The following is a 23048-nucleotide window of genomic DNA, read 5'->3' as shown; positions in this document are numbered from 1 at the left end:
GGCTAGTCGACGCGGGGCAGCGTCGCGCAGCGCAGCGCGGCCAGCAGGGCGAGCAGCAGCAGTGCGGCGAGAACCGCCTCCGTTCCCAGCACCGTATCGAGCAACCCCAGGCCCACGCCTGCGAAGAGCACGATGCCGAGCACCGTGTTGCTGACCGCCGTGTAGGCCGCCCGGTTCTCGCTGGAAGCGAGATCCACGAGGTAGGTCTTGCGGCCGACCCGGGCACCCTGATGGGCGACGGCGCAGAGGAACAGGAGAGCCGCCCCGGTGAGGCTGCTGGCCAGCGCTCCCTGGCGAGCCAGCAGCAGCGCGAGGCCCAGGCCCAGGGCCGAAAGCAGGGCGGCGGCGGCCATCACCCGGTGTGAGGCGCTGTCCGACCAGAAGCCCCAGAAAGGGGCGGAGAGCAGGGCGGCGAGGCCCTCCGCGAGCAGCAGCACGCCCAGCGCAAGCTCGCCCGTGCCGCCGCTGCGGAGCAGTACCACGAGGTAGGGGATGGCGAAAGCCGTGGCCACGAGCAGGCTGCGGGCGATCACGAAATCCCGGAAGGGCACATCGTCCCGGAGCAGGCGCAGGCTGCGCAGTGCCTCGTCGAGGGCGTTGCCGCCCCCCGCCGTGGCCCCGGGTGCCTCCGGTACCCGGGCGTAGACCAGCGCGGCGAGGGCCCAGGCGAATGCGGCGGCGGCAAGCAGCCCGGCGAACAGGCCGATCTCTGCGGCGTCGCGGCCACCGGCCAGGACGAGGACCCCGGCGACCCCGAGGGTGGCCAGGCCCGCGGCCGAGCCGGCCAGGCCCGTGAGCCTGCCGCGGCGCGATTTCGACACCGTCTTGCCGAGCACGTCCTTGGCCGCGACCGAGCAGACGCCCCGGGCGAGGCTGAAGAGCGCCAGCAGCAGGCACACCGCGCTGCCCAGGGCATGCCCTTCGAGCAGGAAGAGCGCGGGCACCATGGCCGCGAGCGCCAGCGCCTGCGCGAGCCCCCCCGCCACCCAGAAGCGCTTGCGCAGGGGCCGCTCCCGCAGTGCCTGGGCGACCGCGAGCTGGGGCAGCAGGGAAAGGGATTCGCGCAGCGGGACCAGCAGCGACAGGTAGATGGCCGGTGCGCCGAGGCTGGTGAGAATCCAGGCGAGCACCAGGCGGCTGGACGAGAGCGCATCGCCGAGCTTGCTCAGGGTCTGCGCCGCCAGCTGCAGGGTGAAGGCGGCCGGCTGCTCGTGACAGGCGGCGTCGGGGATGTCCCGGCAGACCCGCGCATCCTCTTCCTCGGCGAGCAGGGTGTAAAGGGCTGTGTAGGCGACCTTTTCCCGGCGGGGCAGCTCTGGCTGCGGTGTCGTGTCCCCAGTGTTCACAGGACACTAGCGCATGCTGTGCAGGAACTGGAGGTGGTTCTCGTACTGGCCGAGCACGTCGTGGGTGACCTGGGCGCGGGTCCAGCCCATGACGCAGTAGTCCTGGCCGCCTTCCGCGAGGTGTACCTCGGCGCGGTAGAACTTCTCCTCGTTGTCGAGCTCTTCGAGGGCCTTGCCGACGAAGGCTTCACCGGGCAGGGCATGGGCCCGGCAGCGGACCTCGTAGACGAAGTCCGTTTCCTCACCGTGGTACACCTCGAGGCGCACGGCGCCGCGGCTGCCGATGTCGTTGAACACCCGGGCCTCTATGTCGTGGCCGACGAGTTCGCCGGCAAACTCCCGCAGCGCGGGCAGCACCGTTTCCCGCATGAAGCTGTGCACGGTGGTGTCACCGGGGTAGTTGAGCAGGTTGTCGAGGCGGGCGCGCCAGTCGCCGGGGTTGGCGATGAGCGGCGACACGCTTTGCGTGTCCCTCTTGGCCACGTCCAGGTGCAGCGCGCGCCCGAAGCCCCAGATGGCCCCGAGGAGCGCCACCGAGAAGGGCAGGGCGCTGGCGATCGCCGCGGTCTGCAGGGAGGACAGGCCGCCGGCCAGGAGCAGGACGATGGCGATGAGGCCGATGATGGCCGTCCAGAAGATGCGCTGCGGCCAGGGCGTGTCGTCGCGGCCCTTGGCGGCGAGCATGTTCAGCACCATGGCGCCCGAGTCCGCCGAGGTGACGAAGAACACGATCACCATGAGCAGGGAGATGGTCGACAGGACCGTCGGCATCGGCAGGTACTCGAGGAAGCGGAACAGGGCAATGGCGTTGTTCTCCTGCACCGCGTCCGCCAGCGCCTGCTGGCCGCCGTGGAGAATCAGTTCGATGGCGCTGTTGCCGAAGATCCCCATCCACAGCAGCGTGAAGCCGCAGGGCACGAGCATGGCGCCGAGGATGAACTCGCGGATGGTGCGCCCGCGGGAGATGCGCGCGATGAACAGGCCGACGAAGGGCGACCAGGACAGCCACCAGCCCCAGTAGAAGATCGTCCAGCCGCCGAGCCAGTCGGTGGGGTCGTAGGCGTAGAGGTTGAACGTGTAGCTGACGAGATCACTGACATAGCTGCCGAGATTCTCGATCGTGCCCTGCAGCACGATGACCGTGGGCCCCGCGAGGAGCACGCCGATGAGCAGCAGGATGGCGAGCACGATATTGATCTCGGAGAGGCGCTTGATGCCGGCGTCCAGCCCCATCACGACGGAGATGGTCGCGAGCAGCATGGTTCCCACGATCAGGATGACCTGCATGCCGGGCCCGATGGGGAGGCCGAGGAGGTAGTTGAGGCCGCTGTTGATCTGCAGGACGCCGAGGCCGAGGCTGGTGGCGACACCGCAGGTGGTGCAGACAATGGCAAAGATATCCACGATCGCGCCCGGGGTGCCGTAGATGCGCTCGCCGATCAGCGGGTAGAAGGCGGAGCGCAGGGTCAGCGGCAGGCTGTGCCGGTAGGCGAAGTAGGCGAGTACCAGGGCGACGATGGCATAGATGGACCAGGCGTGGACGCCCCAGTGGAAGAAGGTGAGCTTCATGGCCTGGGCCGCGGCGTCGATGCCGCCGCCGTTGCCGTGGGGCGGCTGCAGGTAGTGCATGACCGGCTCGGCCACCCCGTAGAACATGAGGCCGATGCCCATGCCGGCGGCGAACAGCATGGCGAACCAGGAGGTATAGCTGTAGGCGGGCTCCGAGTGGTCGGGCCCGAGCTTGATGTCGCCGTAGCGGGAGAGGCCGAACACGAGCACCGCGATGAGAATGATCGCAACCACCAGCACGTAGTACCAGCTGCCGTAGTGGACGATCGCGTCCTGCATGGCCTGGAACACCTCGTTGCTCGCCGCCGGGGCGAGGCCGGCGACGAGCACCAGCAGCACCAGCACCGCGGTGGCGGGCCAGAACACGCTGTGGTCGACGACGAGCCGTGGCTTGGGTAGCGGCGCTTGCTCCATGGATCTCTCCCTCCGGGTGATGGGCCCCGATTGTTGTGCACGCCCGACGATCCCGGCGCGACAACCGGTCCCGGGTCCCGGGCAAGCCGGGCCGTGCGCGGCGCGGAACGGGCGCCGGCGGCGATGGCATCGGGGGTGCGGCAGGGCGCGCCTGCTGCCGCCCTGCGGTGAATGCGGGGCGCAGTATAGCGCAGCCGACAGGAAACGCTTTGGCTAAAAATGATTCTGGCCTTCCCGAAAATCGCAGAATGCAACCAATTTTCGCCAAATCGTTATTTTTCGTTGATATTTACTTCGATTGTCCCCGAGGGTGGCACTGTGAAAATACTTTGGCCTATAATTGCCGCCGACTCAAAGTAACGCCCGTCAACAATAAGTCCGCGGCACTTCTTTTTTACCTGCCAAGCCGCGAGCGGGCTCCAGCACACGAATTCAAGCAACAGAGGGACTAGCCATGTCACGACTGCCCGTATTCAACCGCAAGACGCTCAGCCGCGCCGTTCTGTCGGCCGTTGCCGGTGGCACCATCGCCACGGGCGCCCAGGCGCAGATGGAAGAGGTCATTGTCACCGCGACCAAGCGCGAGGCGAGTACCCAGGACATTCCGCTGTCCGTCCAGGCGCTCGGCCAGAACAGCCTGGAGCAGATGGGCGTCGGCAATTTCGAGGACTACCTGATCCAGCTCCCGGGCGTCACCGCCGGCGGCAGCGGCCCGGGCCAGAACACCATCTACATCCGCGGCATCGCCTCCACCACGCCGAACCTCACCACGGCCGGTGTCGCCGGCCTGTCCCCCAACGTCGCCTTCTACCTCGACGAGCAGCCGCTGGCGCAGCCCGGACGGAACCTCGACGTCTACGCGGCCGATATCAACCGCGTGGAGGTGCTGGCCGGCCCGCAGGGCACGCTCTTCGGCGCCAGCTCCCAGGCCGGTACCGTGCGCCTGATCACCAACAAGCCGGACTTCACCGGCACCTACGGCCGCCTCAAGGCCGGCACCTCCTGGACCAAGGGCGGTGAGATGAGCAACAACCTCGAGGGGATGTTCAACCTGCCGGTGTCCGACAAGCTGGCGCTGCGCGGCGTGGTCTACACCGACAACATGGGCGGCTACGTGGACAACGTCCCGGGCACGCTCACGGCCCGCGAGAGCGCGCGCTTCCGTCCCGCCGGTACGGTCCGTTCCAACGGGGTCCCGGTGAACGATCGCCGCGCCGGCTTTCAGTCCACCTCGGACCTCTCCGCCGTGACCTTCCTCGAGGCCGATAACGGCAATATCGCCGAGGACGACTTCAACGACACCTCCTACAACGGTTTCCGCCTCACCGGCGTATACCTGATCAACGCCGACTGGGACCTCACCGTCTCGCACATGCAGCAGCAGCTGGATTCGGACGGCGTGTTCTACTCCGATGGCGACCAGGACGAGTACGAGGTGACCCGCTTCACCGAGGACAGCCTGGAGGACAGCTTCAACAACACCTCCTGGACGCTGAAGGGCCGCATCGGCGAGCTGGAGGCCCTGTATACCGGTGCCTTCACCAACCGGGAGACGGACCAGCTGGTCGACTACTCCGACTACCTGTTCGTCGGCCAGTACCTGCCCTACTACATCTGTGACAGCTCCGTTTCGTACCCGGGCGACGCCGCCCCGGCCGGCACCTGCCAGCCGCCGGACCTGCAGGTGAACTCCATCACCGATACCCAGGTCTGGACTCACGAGGTGCGCTTCAACACGCCGGAAGACCGGCGCCTGCGCGCGACCGTCGGCGGCTTCTACAGCGACCTGCAGCTCGAGGAGCGCAACGACTTCGTCTACCCGGGCTCTGCGGTGGTCGATGGCTACGGGGTTCAGACGGGCTTCTCGCCGAACTTCCCCTTCACCACCGGCTACTACTCCGACCCGGGCCCCTTCCCGTCCGGCACGATCTTCCGCAACGACGTGAAGCGGACCGACGAGCAGCTCGGGGTCTTCGGCGAGGCGACCTTTGATATCAGCGACACGCTCGCGCTGACCCTGGGCGCCCGCTACTACGACATCGAGGTGGATCTCGAGGGTGGCGCCAACTCCTCCTTCTGTAACCTGTTCCAGCCCGATTCAAACTCCTTCGGCACGGATATCTCCGATCTCTACAACGGCGACGGCCAGGTCACCTTCCGGGGTACCTGCGACCCCGCGGCGCAGTTGACCTACACGCTGGACAACATCGACGAGGCCCCGGCCCAGGTCGCCAACGCGCTGCAGAACGCGCCGGACACGGCGCAGACCGACGGCGTCATCGGCAAGGTCTCCCTGTCCTGGACGCCGACCATGAACCAGCTCTGGTTCGCCACGGTCTCCGAGGGCTTCCGCCCCGGCCTGCTCAACCGCCCGGGCGGCGCCCCGGGGCCCGGTGACTACACCGTGCCCTTCGCCCTCGACACGGACGACGTGACCAACTACGAGCTCGGCTGGAAGCTCGACCTCGCGGACCAGACGCTGCGCTTCAACGGCAGCCTGTTCTTCGTGGATGTCGAGAACCTGCAGACGACGATCTTCGACCCGAGCATCGTCAACCTGTTCTTCTCCGACAACGCGGCCAACGCCGAGATCCTCGGCATGGAAGGCACGGTGACCTGGGCGCCGGCCTCGATCCCGGGCCTGACCGTGAGCGGCGCTTTCTCCTTCCTCGACACGGAGATCACGGACGTGCTCACGCCCACGGACGACGTGCAGGAAGGCGACACGCTCGCCTTCGCGCCGGAGTTCCAGGGCAACCTGCGGGCCCGCTACGAGTGGGACCTGGAGAACGGCATGCGCGCACATGTCATGCCGCACCTGGCCTACTCCGAGGAAGCCTACAGCGACATCATCACCATCAACCGCCAGAAGCTCGACTCCTGGCTGATGGTGGGGGTCACGGCCGGGGTCAGCACCGGCAGCTGGATGGCCGAGCTGTTCGTGGACAACCTCACCGACGAGGCCGCGGAGCTGTCGATGAACTACGTCAACGACCGCAACCGTCCGACCCTCGCCCGTCCGCTCACTGCCGGTGTACGCTTCAGCTACGACTTCCAGTGAGGCCACCGCCGGTGGCCGCGGGGCTGCCAGCGTGACGGAGAGCACGGCGCCGCCCGACCGGGCGGCGGTCCAGGAAAAGATGCGCGCCGGCGATTTCGCCGGCGCGCTCGTCTTGCTGGACGCGGCGTCGCCGGAGGCCGGGACCGAGGCGCTGTACCTCGCCGCCGTCTGCCACCGTTTCCTGCGTGCCTTCGATGACGCGCGCGCCTGCCTGGAGCGGGTGTTCGCCGTCGAGCCGGAGCACGGGCACGCGCTGCAGGAACTCGGGCACCTCTGCCGTGATAGCGGCGATGCCGACGGGGCGCTGCGCGCCTACGCGGAGGCCTGCCGGGTCAACCCGTCTCTCGCGGCGAGCTTCCGCGGGCAGCTGGCTATCCTCGAGGCGCGGGGCGAGCGCGCCGCGGCCGCCGCGGTGGCGTCACAGCTCGAGCGCCTGCAGGCACTGCCGAAGCCGCTGGTCGCGGTGACCGACCTGCTGGCCCGTGGCCGTGTACTCAAGGCGGAGACCCTCTGCCGGCGCTTCCTGCAGTCCGTGCCGCAGCATGTCGAGGGCATGCGTCTGCTCGCGGAAATCGGTGTGCGCCTCGGTGCCCTGGAGGAGGCGGAGTTCCTCCTCGAGAGTGCTGCGGCCTTCGAGCCCGGCAATCTGCCGGCGCGCATCGACTACGTGCGGGTACTCGGCCGGCGGCAGAAGTTCGCCCGCGCCCGGGAAGAGGCCGCGCGGCTCCTCGAGGAACACCCGGACAACGTCCAGCTGCGCTCCCTGCACGCCGTGGAGTGCCTGCAGGCCGGCGCCTACGAGGAGGCGCTCGCGGGTTTCGCGGCGGTGCTCGAGCAGCTGCCCGGCGACCCCGTCACGCACACCTCCCGAGGCCACGCGCTGAAGACCTGCGGTGACTACGCGGCGGCCGTGGCCGCCTACCGCAGCGCGCTGTCCAGCCGCGAGCGCCATGGCGAGGCCTGGTACTCGCTGGCCAACCTGAAGACCTACCGCTTCGATGACGGCGAGCTCGCCACCATGGAACGGGTCCTGGCCACGCCGGGGCTGCCCGCGGCGGACCGGGTCTACCTGTCCTTCGCCCTCGGCAAGGCCGAAGAGGACCGCAAGGATTACGCGGCGTCTTTCCGCCACTATGCCGAGGGCAATCGCCTGAAGCGGGCGGCCAGTCGCTACGATGCCGACGCCATGTCCCGGGAGCTCGCGGCGCAGCGCGAGCACTGCGACCGGTCGCTCTTCGAGGGGCGGGAGGGCGCCGGCTGCAAGGCGCCGGATCCGATCTTTATCGTCGGCATGCCGCGCGCCGGCAGCACGCTGCTCGAGCAGATCCTGTCCTCGCACAGCCAGGTGGACGGCACCCAGGAGCTGCCCAACATCCTCGCGCTGAGCCAGCAGCTCCGGCGCCGGGCCGTGGGCGGCGAGACGCCGGGGTACCCGGCGGTGCTGCAGGCGCTGGACGGCGAAACCCTCGAGGCCCTCGGCGAGCGTTTCCTCAAGGAAACACGGATCCACCGCCAGGGCGCACCGCGCTTCATCGACAAGATGCCGAACAACTTCCGCCACATCGGTCTTATCCACCTCATCCTGCCCAACGCGCGCATCATCGACGCGCGCCGCGAGCCCATGGCCTGCTGCTTCAGCAACTTCAAGCAGCTGTTCGCAGAGGGGCAGGAATTCAGCTACGACCTCGCCGATACCGGCCGCTACTACCGCGAGTACGTCGAGCTGATGGCGCACTGGGACGCGGTGCTGCCGGGCAAGGTGCTGCGCGTGCAGCACGAGGATGTGCTCGACGACCTGGAGGGGCAGGTGCGGCGGATGCTCGACTTCCTCGACCTGCCCTTCGAAGCCGCCTGCCTGCGCTACTGGGAGACGGAGCGCGCCGTGCGCACACCGAGCTCGGAGCAGGTGCGCCAGCCGATCTTCCGCACGGCGCAGGAACAGTGGCACAATTACGCGCCCTGGCTGCAGCCCCTGCGCGACGCGCTCGGCGAGCGCCCGGCGCCGGCGGGGGCCTGAAGCGTCGTGGCGGGAAAGCATCAATCGAGGATCATGGCCGAACTGGAAGACGAAGTGCTGGTATCGCTGCGCCGCATCATGCGCGCGACCAGTATCCACTCGCGCAAGCTGGGCAAGGTCATGGGCCTGACCACGCCTCAGCTCGTGGTGATCCGTGCCATTGGCGACGAGGGGCTGCCGACGGCGAGCGATATCGCCCGCGCCGTCAGCCTGAGCCAGGCCACGGTGACTACGATCCTCAATCGCCTCGAGGACAAGCAGCTGCTCACCCGGGAGCGCAGCGCCGTCGACCGGCGTCGCGTGAAGGTGCTGCTCACCGATCTCGGCAAGCAGGTCCTGCGGGAGGCGCCCATGCCCCTGCAGGAGAGCTTCTCGGCGCGCTTTTCGCGGCTGCCGAGCTGGGAGCAGCACCAGATCGTCGCCGCCCTCGAGCGGGTGGCGACCATGATGGACGCGGAGGAGCTCGATGCAGCGCCGCTCCTCGCCAGCGGCGACGAGGTCGTCTAGCCGGGGCAGAACCGCGGACGGCGGAAATTTTTGCGTGGCGGGCATCCCCTCACCCCGGCTGGACGTATACTAGACAACCCGCAGGTCAGAAATTCCGTCATGGCAGAGTCTCCCACCGTCGAAACGCGTTCGCTGACGACGCTGTTCCGATATTTTGTCCAGATCCTGGGCCCCGAGCACCGCTTCTACACGCTCACCATCCTCTATGGGATCGGCATCAGCATCCTGTCGGTGGCAACGCCGGTTTCCGTGCAGATGCTGGTGAACAGCGTCGCGGCCACCGGGCTGCCCACGCCGCTGGTGGTGCTGGCGCTGTCGCTGTTCGGCCTGCTGCTGATCGCCGGGGTCCTGCGCGCGCTGCGCATCTACATCATGGATGTCTTCGGCCGCCGCTTCTATGCGCGGCTGGTGTCGGATATCGCCCTGCGCGCCCTCTACGCGCGCAATCCGCACTTCGAGGACAACGACAAGGGGCCGCTGTTCAACCGCTACTTCGACATCATCCAGGTCATGATCCGCATGCCCGATATTCTCATCGGCGGCTTCACGATCATCCTGCAGGCGGCCGCGGGCTTCGTCCTCACCTCGTTCTATCACCCGTTCCTGCTGGTCTTCAATCTCGTGATCATCGCGCTGCTCTGGCTGGTGTGGCTCATCTGGGGCCCGCGCGCCATCCGCGCCGCCGTGGAGCTGTCGCACCGCAAGCACACCACCGCCGCCTGGCTCGAGGGCCTGGCGAAATCCAACGGCTTCTACAAGAGTGCGCGGCACATCGACGATGCGCTGGAGCGCACGGACCACTTCACCGGTGAGTACATCGCGCAGCACCGCTACCTGTTCCGCCAGCACTTCTCGCAGACGCTGTGCTTCCTGTTCCTCTACGCGGCGGGCAGCGCGGCGCTCCTGGGCCTCGGCGGCTGGCTGGTGATCCAGGGGCAGCTCTCCCTCGGCCAGCTGGTGGCCGCCGAGCTGGTGCTCTCCGTGGTGCTCTACGGCATCTCCCAGCTCGGTATCTACCTCAACTATTTCTACTACCTCTGCGCCGCGATCGACGAGCTGTCGCTGTTCATGCAGATCGAGCAGGAACGGCCGGAGGAACCCATCCACCGGCTGCCGCTGAGCGCCCGCCTCGATTTCGTCGCGGTGCGCACCAGCATCCGCGGCGCCACCGTGGCGCTCGACTGCCGTCTGCCCGCGGGTTCACGGGTCGGCGCCTATGCCGATAGCCACATGGCCCAGCGCCTGTTCACCGAGCTCCTGAAGTGCCACGAGGAGCCGGAAAACGGTTACATCGCCCTCGGTGACCAGGACCTGCGCTCGCTGAAAGCCCACGAGGTGCGCCAGGAGATCATCGTCCTCGACCGGCCCTCGGCGGTGGAGACGGATATCCGCGACTACCTGCGCCTGAGCGCGGACGACGAGGACGCCATCGACATCATGACGGCGATGCGCATTGTCGGCCTCGAGAAGACGGTGACGGAGCTTTCCGAGGGCCTCGACACGCCGCTGGTCACCACCGGCTGGCCGCTGGCGATTACCGAGACCATGCAGCTCAAGCTGGCGGCCGCGCTCATCGCCCGCCCGCGCGTGCTGGTGCTGGCGCAGGTGTTCGACGCGGTGCCCGAGCGCCACCTCAAGGCGTCACTCGACCTGCTGCAGTCGAGCGCGGGTACCACGGTGATCTACTTCACCAACAAGCACACGGATTTTGCCTTCACCACCTATCTCCACCTCGGCCGCGAGGAGCAGCGGCTGTTCGACAGCTACGACCGCCTCTGCGAGGAAATGCGCTTCGAGCGCCTGACCCTGCGCGAACCCGTCGAGGGCCACGGCATGGAGCCGAGCAACACCGGGGAGGGTGCCTAGATGCCCTACTTCGATGTCCACGGGGACAAGTTCACCACCCTCAACAGCATCCGCACGCCGCGGGTGGCCAGGGCGATCGGCTTCAGCCTGGTTTTTTTTATCGCCCTGATCGTGCTGTTCCTGGCCTTCGTGCCCTGGGTGCAGACGGCGAGCGGTCCGGGCAAGGTCACCGCGCTCAACCCGAATGACCGGCTGCAGGAGATCAACGCGCTGGTCTCCGGGCGCATCCAGGAATGGTACGTGCGCGATGGCAGCCGGGTGAGCGTGGGTGACCCGATCGTCCGCATCGTCGACAACGACCCCCAGCTGCTCGAGCGGCTGCGCAGCGAGCGCCAGCAGGTGGTGGCCAACCTGAGCGCCGCCGAGACGGCGCTGGAAATCGCCGAGATCGACCGCCGGCGCATGGAGGAGCTCTTCGACCAGGGGCTGGCCGCGCGCCGGGAATTCGAGCAGGCGCGGATCCGCGTGGAGGAGCTCCGCTCCCGCGTCGCCCAGGCCGCCGCGGAGGTCAGCCGCGTCGACGTCAAGCTGTCGCGGCAATCGGTGCAGATCGTGCGCGCGCCCCGCGACGGCACCATCCTGCGGGTCAACGCCGGCGATGCCGCCACCTTCGTCTCCACGGGGCAGGTCATTGCCACCTTCGTCCCGGACAACATCGAGCGCGCCCTCGAGCTCTATATCGACGGGCGCGATATCGCCATCGTGCGCGTGGGCGCCCCGGTGCGGATCCAGTTCGAGGGCTGGCCGGTGATCCAGGTGAGCGGCTGGCCATCAAAGGCCGTGGGCACCTTCGCGGGCCGCGTCGTGGCCATCGACGCGTCGGCACAGCCCAATGGCCGCTTCCGCATCCTGGTCGAGGAAGACAAGGACTGGGATACCCCCTGGCCGGACTCGCGCTTCGTGCGCTTCGGCTCCAAGGCGCGCGGCTGGGTCCTGCTCGAAACCGTGCCCGTCGGCTACGAGATCTGGCGCCAGCTGAACAACTTCCCGCCGGACTTCCCGGTCGGCGGCCAATCCCGGGGACAGTCCCAGGGGCAGGGCGGCGGGAGCAACTGATGCGCCGCTGGCTGCCCATCCTGCTGCTGGCCCTGGCGGCCGGCACCCTCGCCGGCGAGGACGGCGGGGTCACCAGCCCGCTGACCCCGGAGGAGGTGCTGCAGGCCTCCGGCGAGCATTTCCCTGGCATCCTCAAGGCCATCGCCGAGCGCCGTGCGGCGGAGGGCCAGGTCACCGAGGCCCTCGGCGCCTTCGACCTCGTTTTCAAGGGCGACAGCACAACCTGGGCCGACGGCTACTACGACGGACGCTATGCCGAGGGGGGCGTGAGCCGGGCCCTGCGGCCGCTCGGTGCCGAACTCTACAGCAAGTACAGCCTCTCCCGCGGGGACTTCCCCATCTACCAGGACGAGCTGTTCACCAATGAGGGCGGCGACCTCAAGCTCGGGGTCCTTTTCAGCCTGCTGCGCGACCGCGACATCGACGAGCGCCGCTTCCGCGAATTGGACAGCCGGCTCGCCCTGGAGCAGGCCGACCTGGAGGTACTGCTCACCCGCGTGGGCGTGCAGCAGCAGGCGCTGCTGGCCTACTGGGAGTGGGTGGCCGCCGGCCAGCAGCTCGACATCTACGAGAACCTGCTAACGATCGCCCTCGACCGGGAGAAGGGCCTGGAGCGGGAGGTCGAGAGCGGTCGCCGGGCGAAGATCTTCCTCACCGAGAACGCGCAGAACATCACCCGGCGGCGTACGCTGGTCACCACCGCCGAGCGGGATTTTCGCCGCGCCGCCAACCGCCTGGCCTTTTTCCTCCGCGACGACAGTGGCCTCCCGGTCATCCCGGATCCGGCCCGGCTGCCGCACCCGGAGGTTGTGACGCCGCGGGAGAAAGCGCCCGTGCCGCCCCTGGACATCCCGTCGACGCTGGAGAGGCGGCCGGAACTGCGCATTCTCCAGACCGCCATGCAGCGGGCCGTGCGCAAGGTCGAGCTGTCCGAAAACGCACTGCTGCCGCAGCTCGACCTCAATGTCGAGCTGTCCCAGCCTTTCGGCAACATCGGTGAAGGCGGGGTTTCCCGGGACGAGACGGACGCGATCGTCGGCCTCACCTTCTCCGTGCCTCTCGAGCGCCGCGCGGCCCGGGGCAAGCTGTCCCAGGCGGAAGCGAAGCTCGCGGCGCTGCGCGCCGAGCGGCGGCGCCTGGAGGACAAGGTGGAGATCGAGCTGCGCAACATCCTCCTCGAACTCAACATCGCCCTGCGCCTCATGGAACTCGCGGCACTCGAGGTGGAGCAGTCCGAGATCATGCGCCGGGCGGAGGTCACCCGCTTCGAGCGCGGCGCCAGTGATTTCTTTCTCGTGAACATCCGCGAGGAGACGGCGGCAAACGCGCGGGTACGCTACTTCGATGCCTACCGCCGCACCCGCATCGCGCGCGCCAACTACGATGCGGCAACGGTCAACCTCGGGCGCCTCGGTATCAGCGACTGACACCGATGCGTCCCGGGTACTGTCAACAGCCTGTCATGCCACGAAGGTAAGGTCCCGGCCATGGCGAAGCCCATTTACCAGCTCGAGGCCGACGCGGTCTTCACGGCACTGGAGACCGCTTCCGGCGGCCTCGCCGCCGGGGAGGCCGCCGAGCGGCTCGGCCGCTACGGCCCCAACGAACTCGCCTTCCGCAAGACCCCGGCCTGGGTACGCTTCCTGCGCCAGTTCGAGGACCCGATGGTTCTCATCCTCCTCGCCACCGGCCTGTTCACCGGCGCGCTGACGGCCTTCGGCAGCGAGATGCTGCCGGATACGATCGTCATCTTCGGCGTGGTCTTTCTCAATGCCATCCTCGGCTTCGTGCAGGAGGGCAAGGCCGAGGGGGCCCTCGACGCCCTCCGCAGCATGCTGGTGCAGGAGTGCATGGTGGTCCGCGACGGCGTGGAGCAGTCCATCGCCGCGCGCGACCTCGTCCCCGGGGACCTGGTCCTGCTCGAGGCCGGGGACAGGATTCCCGCGGATGTGCGCTTTACCCGCGTCAGCAACCTGCACGCGGACGAGTCCGCGCTCACCGGTGAATCCGTGCCGGTGAAGAAGGTGGCGGAAGCGCTCAGCGGCGACGACCTCGTGCCCGGCGACCAGCGCAACATGGGTTTTTCCGGCACCTACGTCACCCTCGGCTCGGCCCACGCGGTGGTCTGCGCCACCGGCGGCGAGACCGCCTTCGGCCGCATCGCCGACCTGGTGAGCAGCGCCGAGGTCCGGCCCTCGCCGCTGCAGCGCAAGATCGCGAACTTCGTCCGCGGCCTGACCATCGCCATTCCCATCGTCGGTATGGCCAACTTCATCTACGGCCTCTACCTCGGCTTCCCGCTCAGCTACAGCTTCCTTGGCGCCGTGTCCCTGGTGGTCGCGACGATCCCGGCCATGCTGCCGGCGCTGATCACCTCGATCCTCGCCCTCGCCGCCATCGTCATGGCCAACAAGAAGGCGCTCATCCGGCGCCTGCCCGCGGCGGAAACCCTGGGCGCCACCTCGGTGATCTGCTCCGACAAGACCGGCACGCTGACGGAGAACCGCATGACGGTGACGCGGGTGCTGGCCGGGGGGATAGTCTTCCGGGTGACCGGGGACGCGCTGGGCCAGCGCGGCGGTTTCGAGCTCGAGGTCCCCGTGGACGAGGCCGCCGAGCACGCCCTCGGCAGGCTCCTTGCTACCGGCTATCACTGCAACAATGCGCACGTGCACGGGGGTAACGTCAGCGGCGACCCGACGGAGATCGCGCTGCGCGTGTCCGGGATCAAGGGCGGTATCAAGGACGGGGTCGTGAAGCGGCTCGTGGAGCTGCCCTTCGACTCCTCCAGCAAGTACCAGGCGGTGCTGGTAGAGGAAGACGGGCGGCGCGAGATCCTGGTGAAGGGCGCACCGGAGGTGGTCCTGGCCATGTGTGCCAGCGAGCTCGATGCCGCCGGCGGTAGCCGGGCGCTCAACCGCGAGGCGGCGCTGGAGAAGGCGCAGGAGTTTGCCGGCGAGGCGCTGCGCACCCTGGCCTTTGCCTGCCTGCCGGTGGCGGAAGACCAGGATGAGCTCGGCGCCGACGACCTGAAGGACATGGTGTTCCTGGGCCTCCAGGGCATGATCGACCCGCCGCGGGAGGCCGCGGTGCAGGCGGTGGCGGCCTGCCGCCGGGCGGGTATCCGCACCGTGATGATCACCGGCGACCACCCGGAGACGGCGCGCGCGGTGGCCGGCCAGCTCGGCATCGATGCCCACGAGGCGCTGACCGGTGCGGACCTCACCCACCTCGACGAGGTGGCGCTGCGGGAGACGGTGGAGCGGGTGTCCGTCTTCGCCCGCGTCGCCCCGGAGCACAAGCAGGCCATCGCCGAGGCGCTGCAGGCCAACGGCCATATCGTCGCCATGACCGGCGACGGCGTGAACGACGCCCCGGCGCTGAAGACCGCCGATATCGGTGTGGCCATGGGGCAGGGTGGCACGGAGGTCGCCAGGGAGGCCTCGGACATGGTCCTCGAGGACGACAACTTCGCCACCATCGTCGCGGCGGTGGAGGAGGGGCGCCATGCCTGGAACAACCTGCGCAAGGCGATTCTCTACACGCTGCCGACCAACGCGGCCCAGGGCCTTTTGATCATGGGGGCGATCCTGCTCGCGGCGCAGGTACCCCTGTTCGCCACCCGCTTCGTGCTCGAGCCGGTGCAGATCCTCTGGATCAACCTGCTGGATTCAGTGCTGCTGACCATGCCCCTGATGATGGAGCAGAAGGAGCGCGGGCTGCTCGAGGCGCCGCCGCGCTCGGCAAAGGCGGAGATTATCGACGGACTGTTCCTGCGCCGGGTGATCCTCGTGGGTTCTGCGATTGCCCTGCCCGGCTTCCTGCTTTACTACCATTTCGGCAGCGCGGCCATGGTCGACGGCGAGCTGGTGGATCCGCTCCTGCTGACCCAGGCCCAGACCGCCGCCTTCTGGGGGATTCTCCTCGCCCACTTCGGCTACGTGTTCTCGGCCCGCTCCGTGGAGCGCTCCCTGTTCACCTTCTCGCCCTTCAGCAATCCCTGGCTCCTGGGCGGGGTCGCCCTGAGCATCGCCATCCGCTTCGTGCCGACGCTGGTGCCCGCGGCCGAGTCGCTGTTCCGTACGGCCGAGTTTCCCCCGGCGTGGTGGCCGCTGATCCTCCTGTGCTTCCTGCCCAGCCTGCTGGTCGTCGAGGCCGACAAGCTGTTCTTCAGCGGAAAGAAGCGCCGGCCGGCTGCCTAGTCGAGGCCCAGCTCCCGCAGGACCTCGTCGGTCCAGCAGACCGCTTCGGCGAGGAGCAGCCCCAGGTCACCGCTGTCGATGCCCAGGCAGTCGACTTCCGCGCTATCGCCGCTTTCCAGCCGGCGGGCGCAGCCGAGCACCGCGCCGGTGCCGCCGGCGTGGGCGAGCAGGGCGGCACGCATGTCGGCGCTCAGGTTCATCTGCTGGAGGACCTCCGCAAGCGGGGTATCCAGGAGCGTATCGAGCATGGAGAACAGGCCCACGGTGAAGCAGGCGTCCGGGTCCTGGCGGCCGCCGCGGGCGGCGATGAGCTCGCAGAGCTTCGCCCGCTGCAGCGCGAGCGTCATGCGCTCGTCGGGTTCGCTCTCCGCACTCGCCAGCACGAACAGCGATACCCAGCGGCGGATACGGTCCCGCCCCAGGTAGACGATGGCTTCCCGGATCGAGTCGACGCGACGGCTCAGCCCGCACGCCGCGGAATTGACGTAGGTCAGGGCCTTGACGGCGAGTGCCACGTCCCGGCTTACCAGTTCATGGATGTCATCCACCGTGCTGTCCGGGTCATTGAGGCCGGCCAGCGCCTGTACCAGCGTGACGCGCCCCGGCGGCAGTTGCCGGCCGCGGTACACGCGGGGCCGGGCAAAGAAGAAACCCTGGAAGTAATCGACGCCGAGGCCGCGCAGCGTCTCGAAGGCCTCCCTGGTCTCGACCTTCTCGGCCAGCAGCCGGCAGCCGTGCGCCCGCAGCCGCTCGATCTCGCCCGCCCAGGCGTCTGCCGGCAGGGCCAGCACGTCCAGCTTGACGATGTCGACGAGCGGCAGGATGGCATCGAAGGCGTCGCCGCTCGTGAAGTCGTCCAGGGCAATGGTGAAACCGCGCTCACGCAGCCGGCGGATGCCGTCGATACAGCGCTCGTTGAGGTCGACGGTCTCGAGAACCTCCAGCACGGCCTGCTCCGGGTCGAGGGGGATCAGTTCCGGCTCCTCGAGGAAGCGCTGGGGCAGGTTGATGTAGGCCGGGTGTCCCCGGGTGAGGCGGTCGAAGCCGACCTCGGCGGCGTTCCTGATGACCTGGGCGGTGGTCGCGGCATCGTCGAGGGCGCCCCGGTTGCTGTTGACGCGGGAATCGCGGAACAGCAGCTCGTAGGCGTGCATCTGGAGCTTCCGGTCGAAGATCGGCTGGCGGGCGAGGAAAAAGGGGGTCACGGGCTTGCCCTGGGGACTGACTGTCAAGGAGTAGGCATGGTAGCGACCCCGCGCGGGCCGGCAAATGCGCGATTGCAGGACTGTGCGCCCGGTCACGTCCCGGGCCGTCGAAACCGGCGCTAGGCAAGATTCCCGGCGATATGCTACAAGGTGTGGAGTCCGGCGGCCGCCTTTCGCCCCCGGGAAAACATAGCCAGCTCGAGGAGTTCCCGATGAACCCGTCCCAGCGCCTGCTCGTCGTCCTGCCGCTCTGCCTGCTGCTCGGCGCCTGCTCCAACCTCACCCAGCGCGAATACGAGCGCTGCATCGCTGGTGTCACCGCCATCGGCGGCGCGGTGGGCGGCGCCGTTTCCGGGGGTTCCGGGGTACTCCCCGGCGCCGTTGGTGGCGCCGGTTTCTCAGCCCTCTGGTGCACGGAGGCCGAGCCGCCGCCCCCGCCGCCGGCGGACAGCGATGGTGACGGCGTGGTCGACGGCAGCGACCGCTGCCCGGGCACGCCCGCCGGCGCCCGCGTCGACGCGCGCGGTTGTGCGCTCGACAGCGACGGTGACGGCGTCCCTGACTACCGTGACCGGTGCGCCCGCACGCCGGCCGGTGTGACCGTCGACGACAGCGGCTGCCCGGTGAAGGACGAGGTCGTGCTGACGGTGGACGAGGTGAACTTCGCCTTCGACAGCGCCGAACTGGACGCCGCCTCCCGGCGGGCCCTCGATGGCATCGTCGATACGGTCAAGGCCCACGGCGGCCTGACGCTCGGCGTCATCGGGCACACGGACAGCACCGGCCCCGAGGCCTACAATCAGAAGCTCTCCGAGCGCCGCGCCGCGGCCGTGCGCGACTACCTGGTGTCCCGCGGCGTCAACGCCGACGCGCTCGTGGCCTCGGGCCGCGGCGAGTCGGAGCCGGTGGCCGGCAACGATACCCGCGAGGGCCGCGAGCGGAACCGCCGCGTCGAGCTGGTGGTGCAGTGATCGCGCGGCTGCCGCTGCGACGCTGGTGGCTCGCGGCGACAGGGACGCTCGTCCTCGGCCCTCTTGCCGCTGCGGCGGAGGCGCCGCCCTGGGAGACGGTCGAACCCGGCGGCAGTACCGGCTGTGCCGACGGCAGTGCCTATCGCTTCCACGTGCGCGAGGCCGATCCGTCCCGGCTGCTGGTCTTTTTCAACGGCGGCGGGGCCTGCTGGAACGCCGCCACCTGTGATCCGGACGGCGAGCCGACCTACCGGGTTCACGCCGGTGAGGGCTCCGGCAACGACCCGCGCGACTACGGCGGCGCCTTCGACCTCGACAACCCCGCGAATCCCTTCCGCGGCTGGTCGCAGCTGTTCGTCAGCTACTGCTCCGGAGACGTGCACCTCGGTAACGCCACGACGCTCTACGCCGGCGCCGAGGGCGACGTGGCGGTGCGCCACAGCGGCCGCGCCAACGCGGATGCCGCCCTGGCGGACGCCTACGCGCGCTTCCCTGCGCCGGAAGAGGTCGTGGTAGCCGGCGGCAGCGCCGGTGCCCTGGCGTCCCCGGTCTACGCGGCGGTGCTGGCCGGGCGCTATCCCGAGGCGCAAATCACCCAGCTCGGCGGCGGCGGCGCCGGCTACCGCCTGCCGCCGCCGACGGTACTCTGGGAGTCCTGGGGCGTGATTCCGGCGCTGCCCGCGGTGCTCGATACTGCCGGCGTCAGCAGCGACACGCTCCGGATCACGGATCTCTACCGCCTGGCCGCGGCCGCCGCGCCCGGGATCCGGTTCCACAGCTACGACAACGCCTATGATGCGGTGCAGGAGCAGTTCCTGGCGCTCCTCGGCCACCCGGCCGAGCTGCTGCCGGGGCTGGATGCCAACCTCGACGCGCTGCACGCGGACCTGCCCCGCTTCCGCAGCTATGTGGCCGGCGGGGAGTTCCACACGCTGCTGCGCTACGACGAGCTGTACACCCGCGAGACGGCCGGTGTACGCGCCGTGAACTGGCTGTCCAGCGTCATCGACCCGGCGCGCGACGCCCCGAATGTGCACTGCAGCTGCGACGGGGAGTGCCGGGGGCCCTGAGGTGGCGGCGGGGCCGGTGGCCTATACTTCCGGCATGCGCCGCGTGCTCTGCCTTGCCTTTATCCTGTCGTGCGGTCTGTCCCGTGTGCTGGCAGAGCCGGCCACGATCTATCGCACGGTCGATGCGCAGGGGACCGTGACCTTCAGTGACCAGCCTCCCGACGACGGCACGGCGGAGGTGCTCTCGATCGACGTCCCGCCCGCGGCCGATCCCGCATTGCTGGAGCGGCGCCTTGACGCCATGCGCGAGACGACGGAACGCATGGCCGCGGACCGGCGTGCCCGGGAAAACGCGCGTGCCGAGCTCGCGGCGGCGAGACAGCCGGCACCGCGGCCCGAAGCAGGGCCCGCGCCGGTTCCGCGAACGCTGGTCGTGCCCGCGACACCGCTGTACGGCTGGCCCGCCTACCGGCATCCGTGGCGGCCCCGGCCCTCCCTGCGGCCGCGTCCGGTGCGGCCGCCGCTGCGGCCCGGGCAGTCGGTGGTCCCGCTGCAGAACAACCAGCAGCTCATGCGCCCGATCGTTTCTTCCCGCCATTGACTGGACCGCTGACCGGACCGTTGACCGGATCCGGAGCGCAGCGCAGCCACGCTGCTATACTCGGGCTTTCTGCCGGGGAGCTGCCATGGCCCGCCTGACCTTCTACGGGGCCGCCCGCGAGGTGACCGGCTCCTGCCATCTTCTTGAAGCCCCGGCGGTGGGCCGCGTGCTGCTCGACTGCGGCATGCACCAGGGCGGTGACGCCGTCGACCGCAACGACGGTGACTTCGGCTTCGATCCCGCTGCCATCGATGCGGTGGTCCTGTCCCACGCGCACCTGGACCACTCCGGGTTGCTGCCCCGGCTCTACCGGCAGGGCTTTCGCGGGCCCATCCACTGTACCGGGGCGACCGCCGAGCTGCTGGTGGTCATGCTCAAGGATGCGGCCGGGCTCTACTTCCGCGATCTCGAGCGCGCCAACCTGCGCAATGCCCGGCGCGGCCGCCCCGAGGAGCCACCGGCCTACGAGTGGGAGGACGTGGCGGCGGTGCTCGACGCCTGCGTCGGCCACCGCTACCGGGAAGCGGTGCCGCTGGGGCCCGCCGGCACGCTTCGTTTTCACGACGCGGGGCATATCCTCGGCTCGGCGATCTGCGAAGTATCCTTCGAGGAAGCGGACGGGCCGCGGCGCCTGGTCTTTTCCGGCGACCTCGGCAAGCACGATTCGGTGCTCATGCGTGAGCCGGCGCGGCTGCAGTCGGCGGACCTCGTGCTCATGGAGAGCACCTACGGCGACCGCGAGCACAAGACCGAGGAGGACACCCTGGCGGAACTGAGGGAAGTGCTCCGGGACACCTGGCGCCGCGGTGGCAGCGTGATGATCCCGAGCTTTGCCGTCGGGCGCACGCAGGAGATCCTGTTTCACCTCGGCTGCCTCCACCAGGCCGGCGAGCTGGACGGATGGCAGGTGTTCCTCGACAGCCCCATGGCCATTGCGGTCACCCGGGTCTACGACCACTGGCTCAGGCTGCTGGATGCAGAGGACGTGAAGACGCTGAGTGAAAACCAGCGGGCGTCCCTGGAGAATTTCCTGCCCACGTTGAAGCTGACAGAGAGCACCGATGCCTCGATGGCCATCAACCGCATCAGGAAAGGGGCCCTGATCATCGCCGGCAGCGGCATGTGCACCGGCGGGCGCATCCGTCATCACTTCAAGCACCGCATCTGGGATGCGAGCAACACGGTGATCTTCGTCGGCTTCCAGGCCGCGGGGACGCTCGGCCGGCTGATCGTCGACGGTGCGAGCACCATCCGCATGTTCGGCGAGGAATTCGTGGTCAAGGCCAACGTGGCCACTCTCGGCGGGCTCTCCGCGCATGCCGGTCAGAGCGGCCTGGTGGCGTGGCTGGGCGCCTTCGATCCGGCGCCGCGCACGGTGCTCGTCCACGGCGAGGCCGGCGCCCAGAAGGCGCTGGCCGCGCGGATCCGCGGGGAGCTCGGCATCGAGACGGAGATTCCCGGGCGCTACGACAGCATCGAGTTCTGAGCCAGGGGTTGTGGCGGCGCCCCGATGCAGGCGCTAGAGTAAGTGCGACCGTTCTGTTCGAGGAGACCGCTATGCCACGGTTCCGCTTTCGCCTGCTGTCCGCCGTCCTGCCCGCTATCCTGCCCGCCCTGGCGCTGGCAGACCCCCTCGAGGACTTCGAGCCGGTGGAGAACGCCCTCGTGGTCGCGGCGCCGGCCCCGGCCAGCAACGCCGATGACCCGGTGGTCCAGCGCGGCCGCTACCTCGTCAGTCTCCTTGGCTGTGCCAGCTGCCACACGGACGGCGCGCTCATCGGCGCACCGGAAGAGGCCCGGGCGCTGGCGGGGTCGCGGGTCGGTATCGCCATCTCGGACCCGATGCGCGTGCGCTACCCGGCTGTCGTCTACCCGCCGAACCTCACCCCGCACCCGAAAGCGGGTATCGGCGCCTGGAGCGAGGAAGAGATCGCCCAGCTCCTGCGCGAGGGTATGAACCGCCACGGTGGCCGTGCGCTGCCGGTGATGCCCTGGCAGAGCTACGCCCGCCTCGCTGAGGATGACGCCATGGCGATTGCCCATTACCTCAAGAACCTCGCTCCGAACCCGCACCAGGCCCCCGGGGCGGTACCGGAAGGGGAGCCGGCGAGCGCGCCCTACGTGCACGTGGGCCTGTACCAGCGGCGCTAGGCGCCGGCGTCCACGACCCGGCCCTCCGCCGCGCGCAGCAGGCGGTCCCAGAGCGCCGCGCCCAGGCCCGCGCGGCCGAAGTCCCGGACCAGGATGGTATCGACGCCGCGCCGGTCCAGGGCGCGCAGCGCCTCGAAGAGCCGCCGGCTGATCGCGGCGTGGTCCCCCTCCGCACCGAGGACCTCGATCGCCGCGGTGTCGGCGAAGGCCGCGGTGTCTTCCGCGGCCAGCAGCAGGCCTACCGCCAGCCCCTCCGCCGCGAGGCGCCGGGTTTCTTCCTGCATGCGCGCCCGGCTGGCCTCCCGGCCACCGGTGAACAGGAGCACGCGGGCCCGCGGCGAATAGTGCTTTAGCAGCTGCCCGGGAGCGTCCGTCGCTCCATCCTCGGCGAGGTAACGCGGGGCCAGGGTGGTCTCCGGCAGCACCCCCTGCAGGTCCTCGAGCAGTACGCCGCCGGGGCGAAGGACCACCGGCGCGGGGCCGGTGAGATCCAGCACCGTGGACTCCACGCCGATCGGGGTGGGCCCGCCGTCGAGCACCAGGTCAATGCGCCCGTCCAGGTCCTCGAGCACGTGCGCCGCCGTGGTCGCCGAGGGCCGGGTAAAGGTATTGGCACTGGGCGCGCCGACGGGCAGGTTCACCGCCTGCAGCAGGGCGCGGGCCAGCGGGTGCGCCGGCATGCGCACGGCGACGGTGTCGCGGCCCGCGGCGATGACTTCCGGCACCGCGGGTGCCCGCTTCAGCACCAGGGTCAGGGCGCCGGGCCAGAAGGCGCCTGCCAGCGTCCGCGCGGATGCCGGGATCTCCCGGGCCAGTTCGTCGAGCTGCTCTACGCGGGCGATGTGGGCGATGATCGGGTCGTTGGCCGGGCGCCGTTTGGCCGCGTAGATGCGCGCGAGGGCGTCGGCATCCATGGCATTCGCGCCGAGGCCGTAGACCGTCTCCGTTGGAAAGGCCACCAGCCCGCCGGCGCGCAGGACGGCGGCCGCCTCGGCGAGAGCGGCCGGGTCCGGGTGTTCGGGGTCGACGGTGAGGACGCGGGTTTCCATGATCTTCATGCGCGGCAGTGGTG

Annotated in this window: 16 protein-coding genes; 12 read left to right on the top strand and 4 right to left on the bottom strand. The window is 69.3% G+C overall.

Annotated features, from left to right (window positions below; translation table 11 throughout):
* Positions 1-2 precede the first annotated feature (2 nt).
* Both ACX93N_RS13865 and ACX93N_RS13860 read right to left on the bottom strand, forming a co-directional pair.
* Positions 3-1346 carry an MFS transporter gene (locus ACX93N_RS13865; protein WP_459429030.1) on the bottom strand — a complete coding sequence of 448 codons (1344 nt, stop codon included), beginning with the start codon at positions 1344-1346 and terminating at the stop codon, positions 3-5.
* A gap of 6 nt (positions 1347-1352) precedes the next feature.
* Positions 1353-3329: a BCCT family transporter gene (locus ACX93N_RS13860; protein ID WP_459429029.1), complete on the bottom strand. Its 1977-nt coding sequence runs from the start codon at positions 3327-3329 to the stop codon at positions 1353-1355.
* 454 nt (positions 3330-3783) lie between these two features.
* Between ACX93N_RS13860 and ACX93N_RS13855 the strand changes: the two genes are divergently transcribed.
* From ACX93N_RS13855 to ACX93N_RS13825, 7 genes are all read left to right on the top strand, one after another.
* A complete protein-coding gene (locus tag ACX93N_RS13855; protein WP_459429028.1) occupies positions 3784-6390 on the top strand; it encodes a TonB-dependent receptor in 2607 nt (868 codons plus the stop codon).
* A gap of 31 nt (positions 6391-6421) precedes the next feature.
* Entirely contained in the window at positions 6422-8407 is a 1986-nt protein-coding gene (locus ACX93N_RS13850; RefSeq protein WP_459429027.1) for a tetratricopeptide repeat-containing sulfotransferase family protein, read from the top strand.
* A gap of 33 nt (positions 8408-8440) precedes the next feature.
* Positions 8441-8914 (top strand): MarR family winged helix-turn-helix transcriptional regulator, encoded by a 474-nt coding sequence (locus ACX93N_RS13845; RefSeq protein ID WP_459429026.1) that lies wholly within the window; start codon positions 8441-8443, stop codon positions 8912-8914.
* A gap of 99 nt (positions 8915-9013) precedes the next feature.
* The gene (locus ACX93N_RS13840) at positions 9014-10780 is read left to right on the top strand and encodes an ABC transporter transmembrane domain-containing protein (protein WP_459429025.1); all 1767 of its coding nucleotides are present in this window, start codon (positions 9014-9016) and stop codon (positions 10778-10780) included.
* The gene (locus ACX93N_RS13835; RefSeq protein ID WP_459429024.1) at positions 10781-11836 is read left to right on the top strand and encodes an efflux RND transporter periplasmic adaptor subunit; all 1056 of its coding nucleotides are present in this window, start codon (positions 10781-10783) and stop codon (positions 11834-11836) included.
* Entirely contained in the window at positions 11836-13263 is a 1428-nt protein-coding gene (locus ACX93N_RS13830) for a TolC family protein (RefSeq protein WP_459429023.1), read from the top strand. The genes ACX93N_RS13835 and ACX93N_RS13830 overlap by 1 nt, the downstream gene beginning before the upstream one ends.
* Positions 13264-13323: 60 nt before the next feature.
* Complete coding sequence (locus ACX93N_RS13825) at positions 13324-16038, top strand: cation-translocating P-type ATPase (RefSeq protein WP_459429022.1); 2715 nt, start codon at positions 13324-13326, stop codon at positions 16036-16038.
* Here ACX93N_RS13825 and ACX93N_RS13820 read toward each other — a convergent pair.
* A complete protein-coding gene (locus ACX93N_RS13820; RefSeq protein ID WP_459429021.1) occupies positions 16035-17243 on the bottom strand; it encodes an EAL and HDOD domain-containing protein in 1209 nt (402 codons plus the stop codon). The genes ACX93N_RS13825 and ACX93N_RS13820 overlap by 4 nt on opposite strands.
* A 212-nt stretch (positions 17244-17455) precedes the next feature.
* Between ACX93N_RS13820 and ACX93N_RS13815 the strand changes: the two genes are divergently transcribed.
* The 5 genes from ACX93N_RS13815 (at position 17456) to ACX93N_RS13795 (ending at position 21976) form a co-directional block, all read left to right on the top strand.
* Positions 17456-18214, top strand: a complete 759-nt coding sequence (locus ACX93N_RS13815) for an OmpA family protein (protein ID WP_459429020.1) — start codon at positions 17456-17458, stop codon at positions 18212-18214.
* Complete coding sequence (locus ACX93N_RS13810) at positions 18211-19284, top strand: pectin acetylesterase-family hydrolase (RefSeq protein WP_459429019.1); 1074 nt, start codon at positions 18211-18213, stop codon at positions 19282-19284. Before ACX93N_RS13815 ends, ACX93N_RS13810 begins: the two co-directional genes overlap by 4 nt.
* 16 nt (positions 19285-19300) lie before the next feature.
* The gene (locus ACX93N_RS13805; protein WP_459429018.1) at positions 19301-19825 is read left to right on the top strand and encodes a DUF4124 domain-containing protein; all 525 of its coding nucleotides are present in this window, start codon (positions 19301-19303) and stop codon (positions 19823-19825) included.
* An 85-nt stretch (positions 19826-19910) separates the two neighbouring features.
* Positions 19911-21311, top strand: a complete 1401-nt coding sequence (locus ACX93N_RS13800; protein WP_459429017.1) for an MBL fold metallo-hydrolase RNA specificity domain-containing protein — start codon at positions 19911-19913, stop codon at positions 21309-21311.
* A gap of 71 nt (positions 21312-21382) precedes the next feature.
* On the top strand, positions 21383-21976 hold the full coding sequence (locus ACX93N_RS13795; RefSeq protein ID WP_459429016.1) for a c-type cytochrome: 594 nt from the start codon (positions 21383-21385) through the stop codon (positions 21974-21976).
* Here the strand turns inward: ACX93N_RS13795 and ACX93N_RS13790 are convergent.
* Complete coding sequence (locus ACX93N_RS13790) at positions 21973-23025, bottom strand: L-threonylcarbamoyladenylate synthase (RefSeq protein ID WP_459429015.1); 1053 nt, start codon at positions 23023-23025, stop codon at positions 21973-21975. The genes ACX93N_RS13795 and ACX93N_RS13790 overlap by 4 nt on opposite strands.
* Positions 23026-23048 lie beyond the last annotated feature (23 nt).

It is taken from the genome of Pseudohaliea sp., from assembly GCF_054552115.1.
This window is presented reverse-complemented; position numbering and strand designations above follow the sequence as displayed.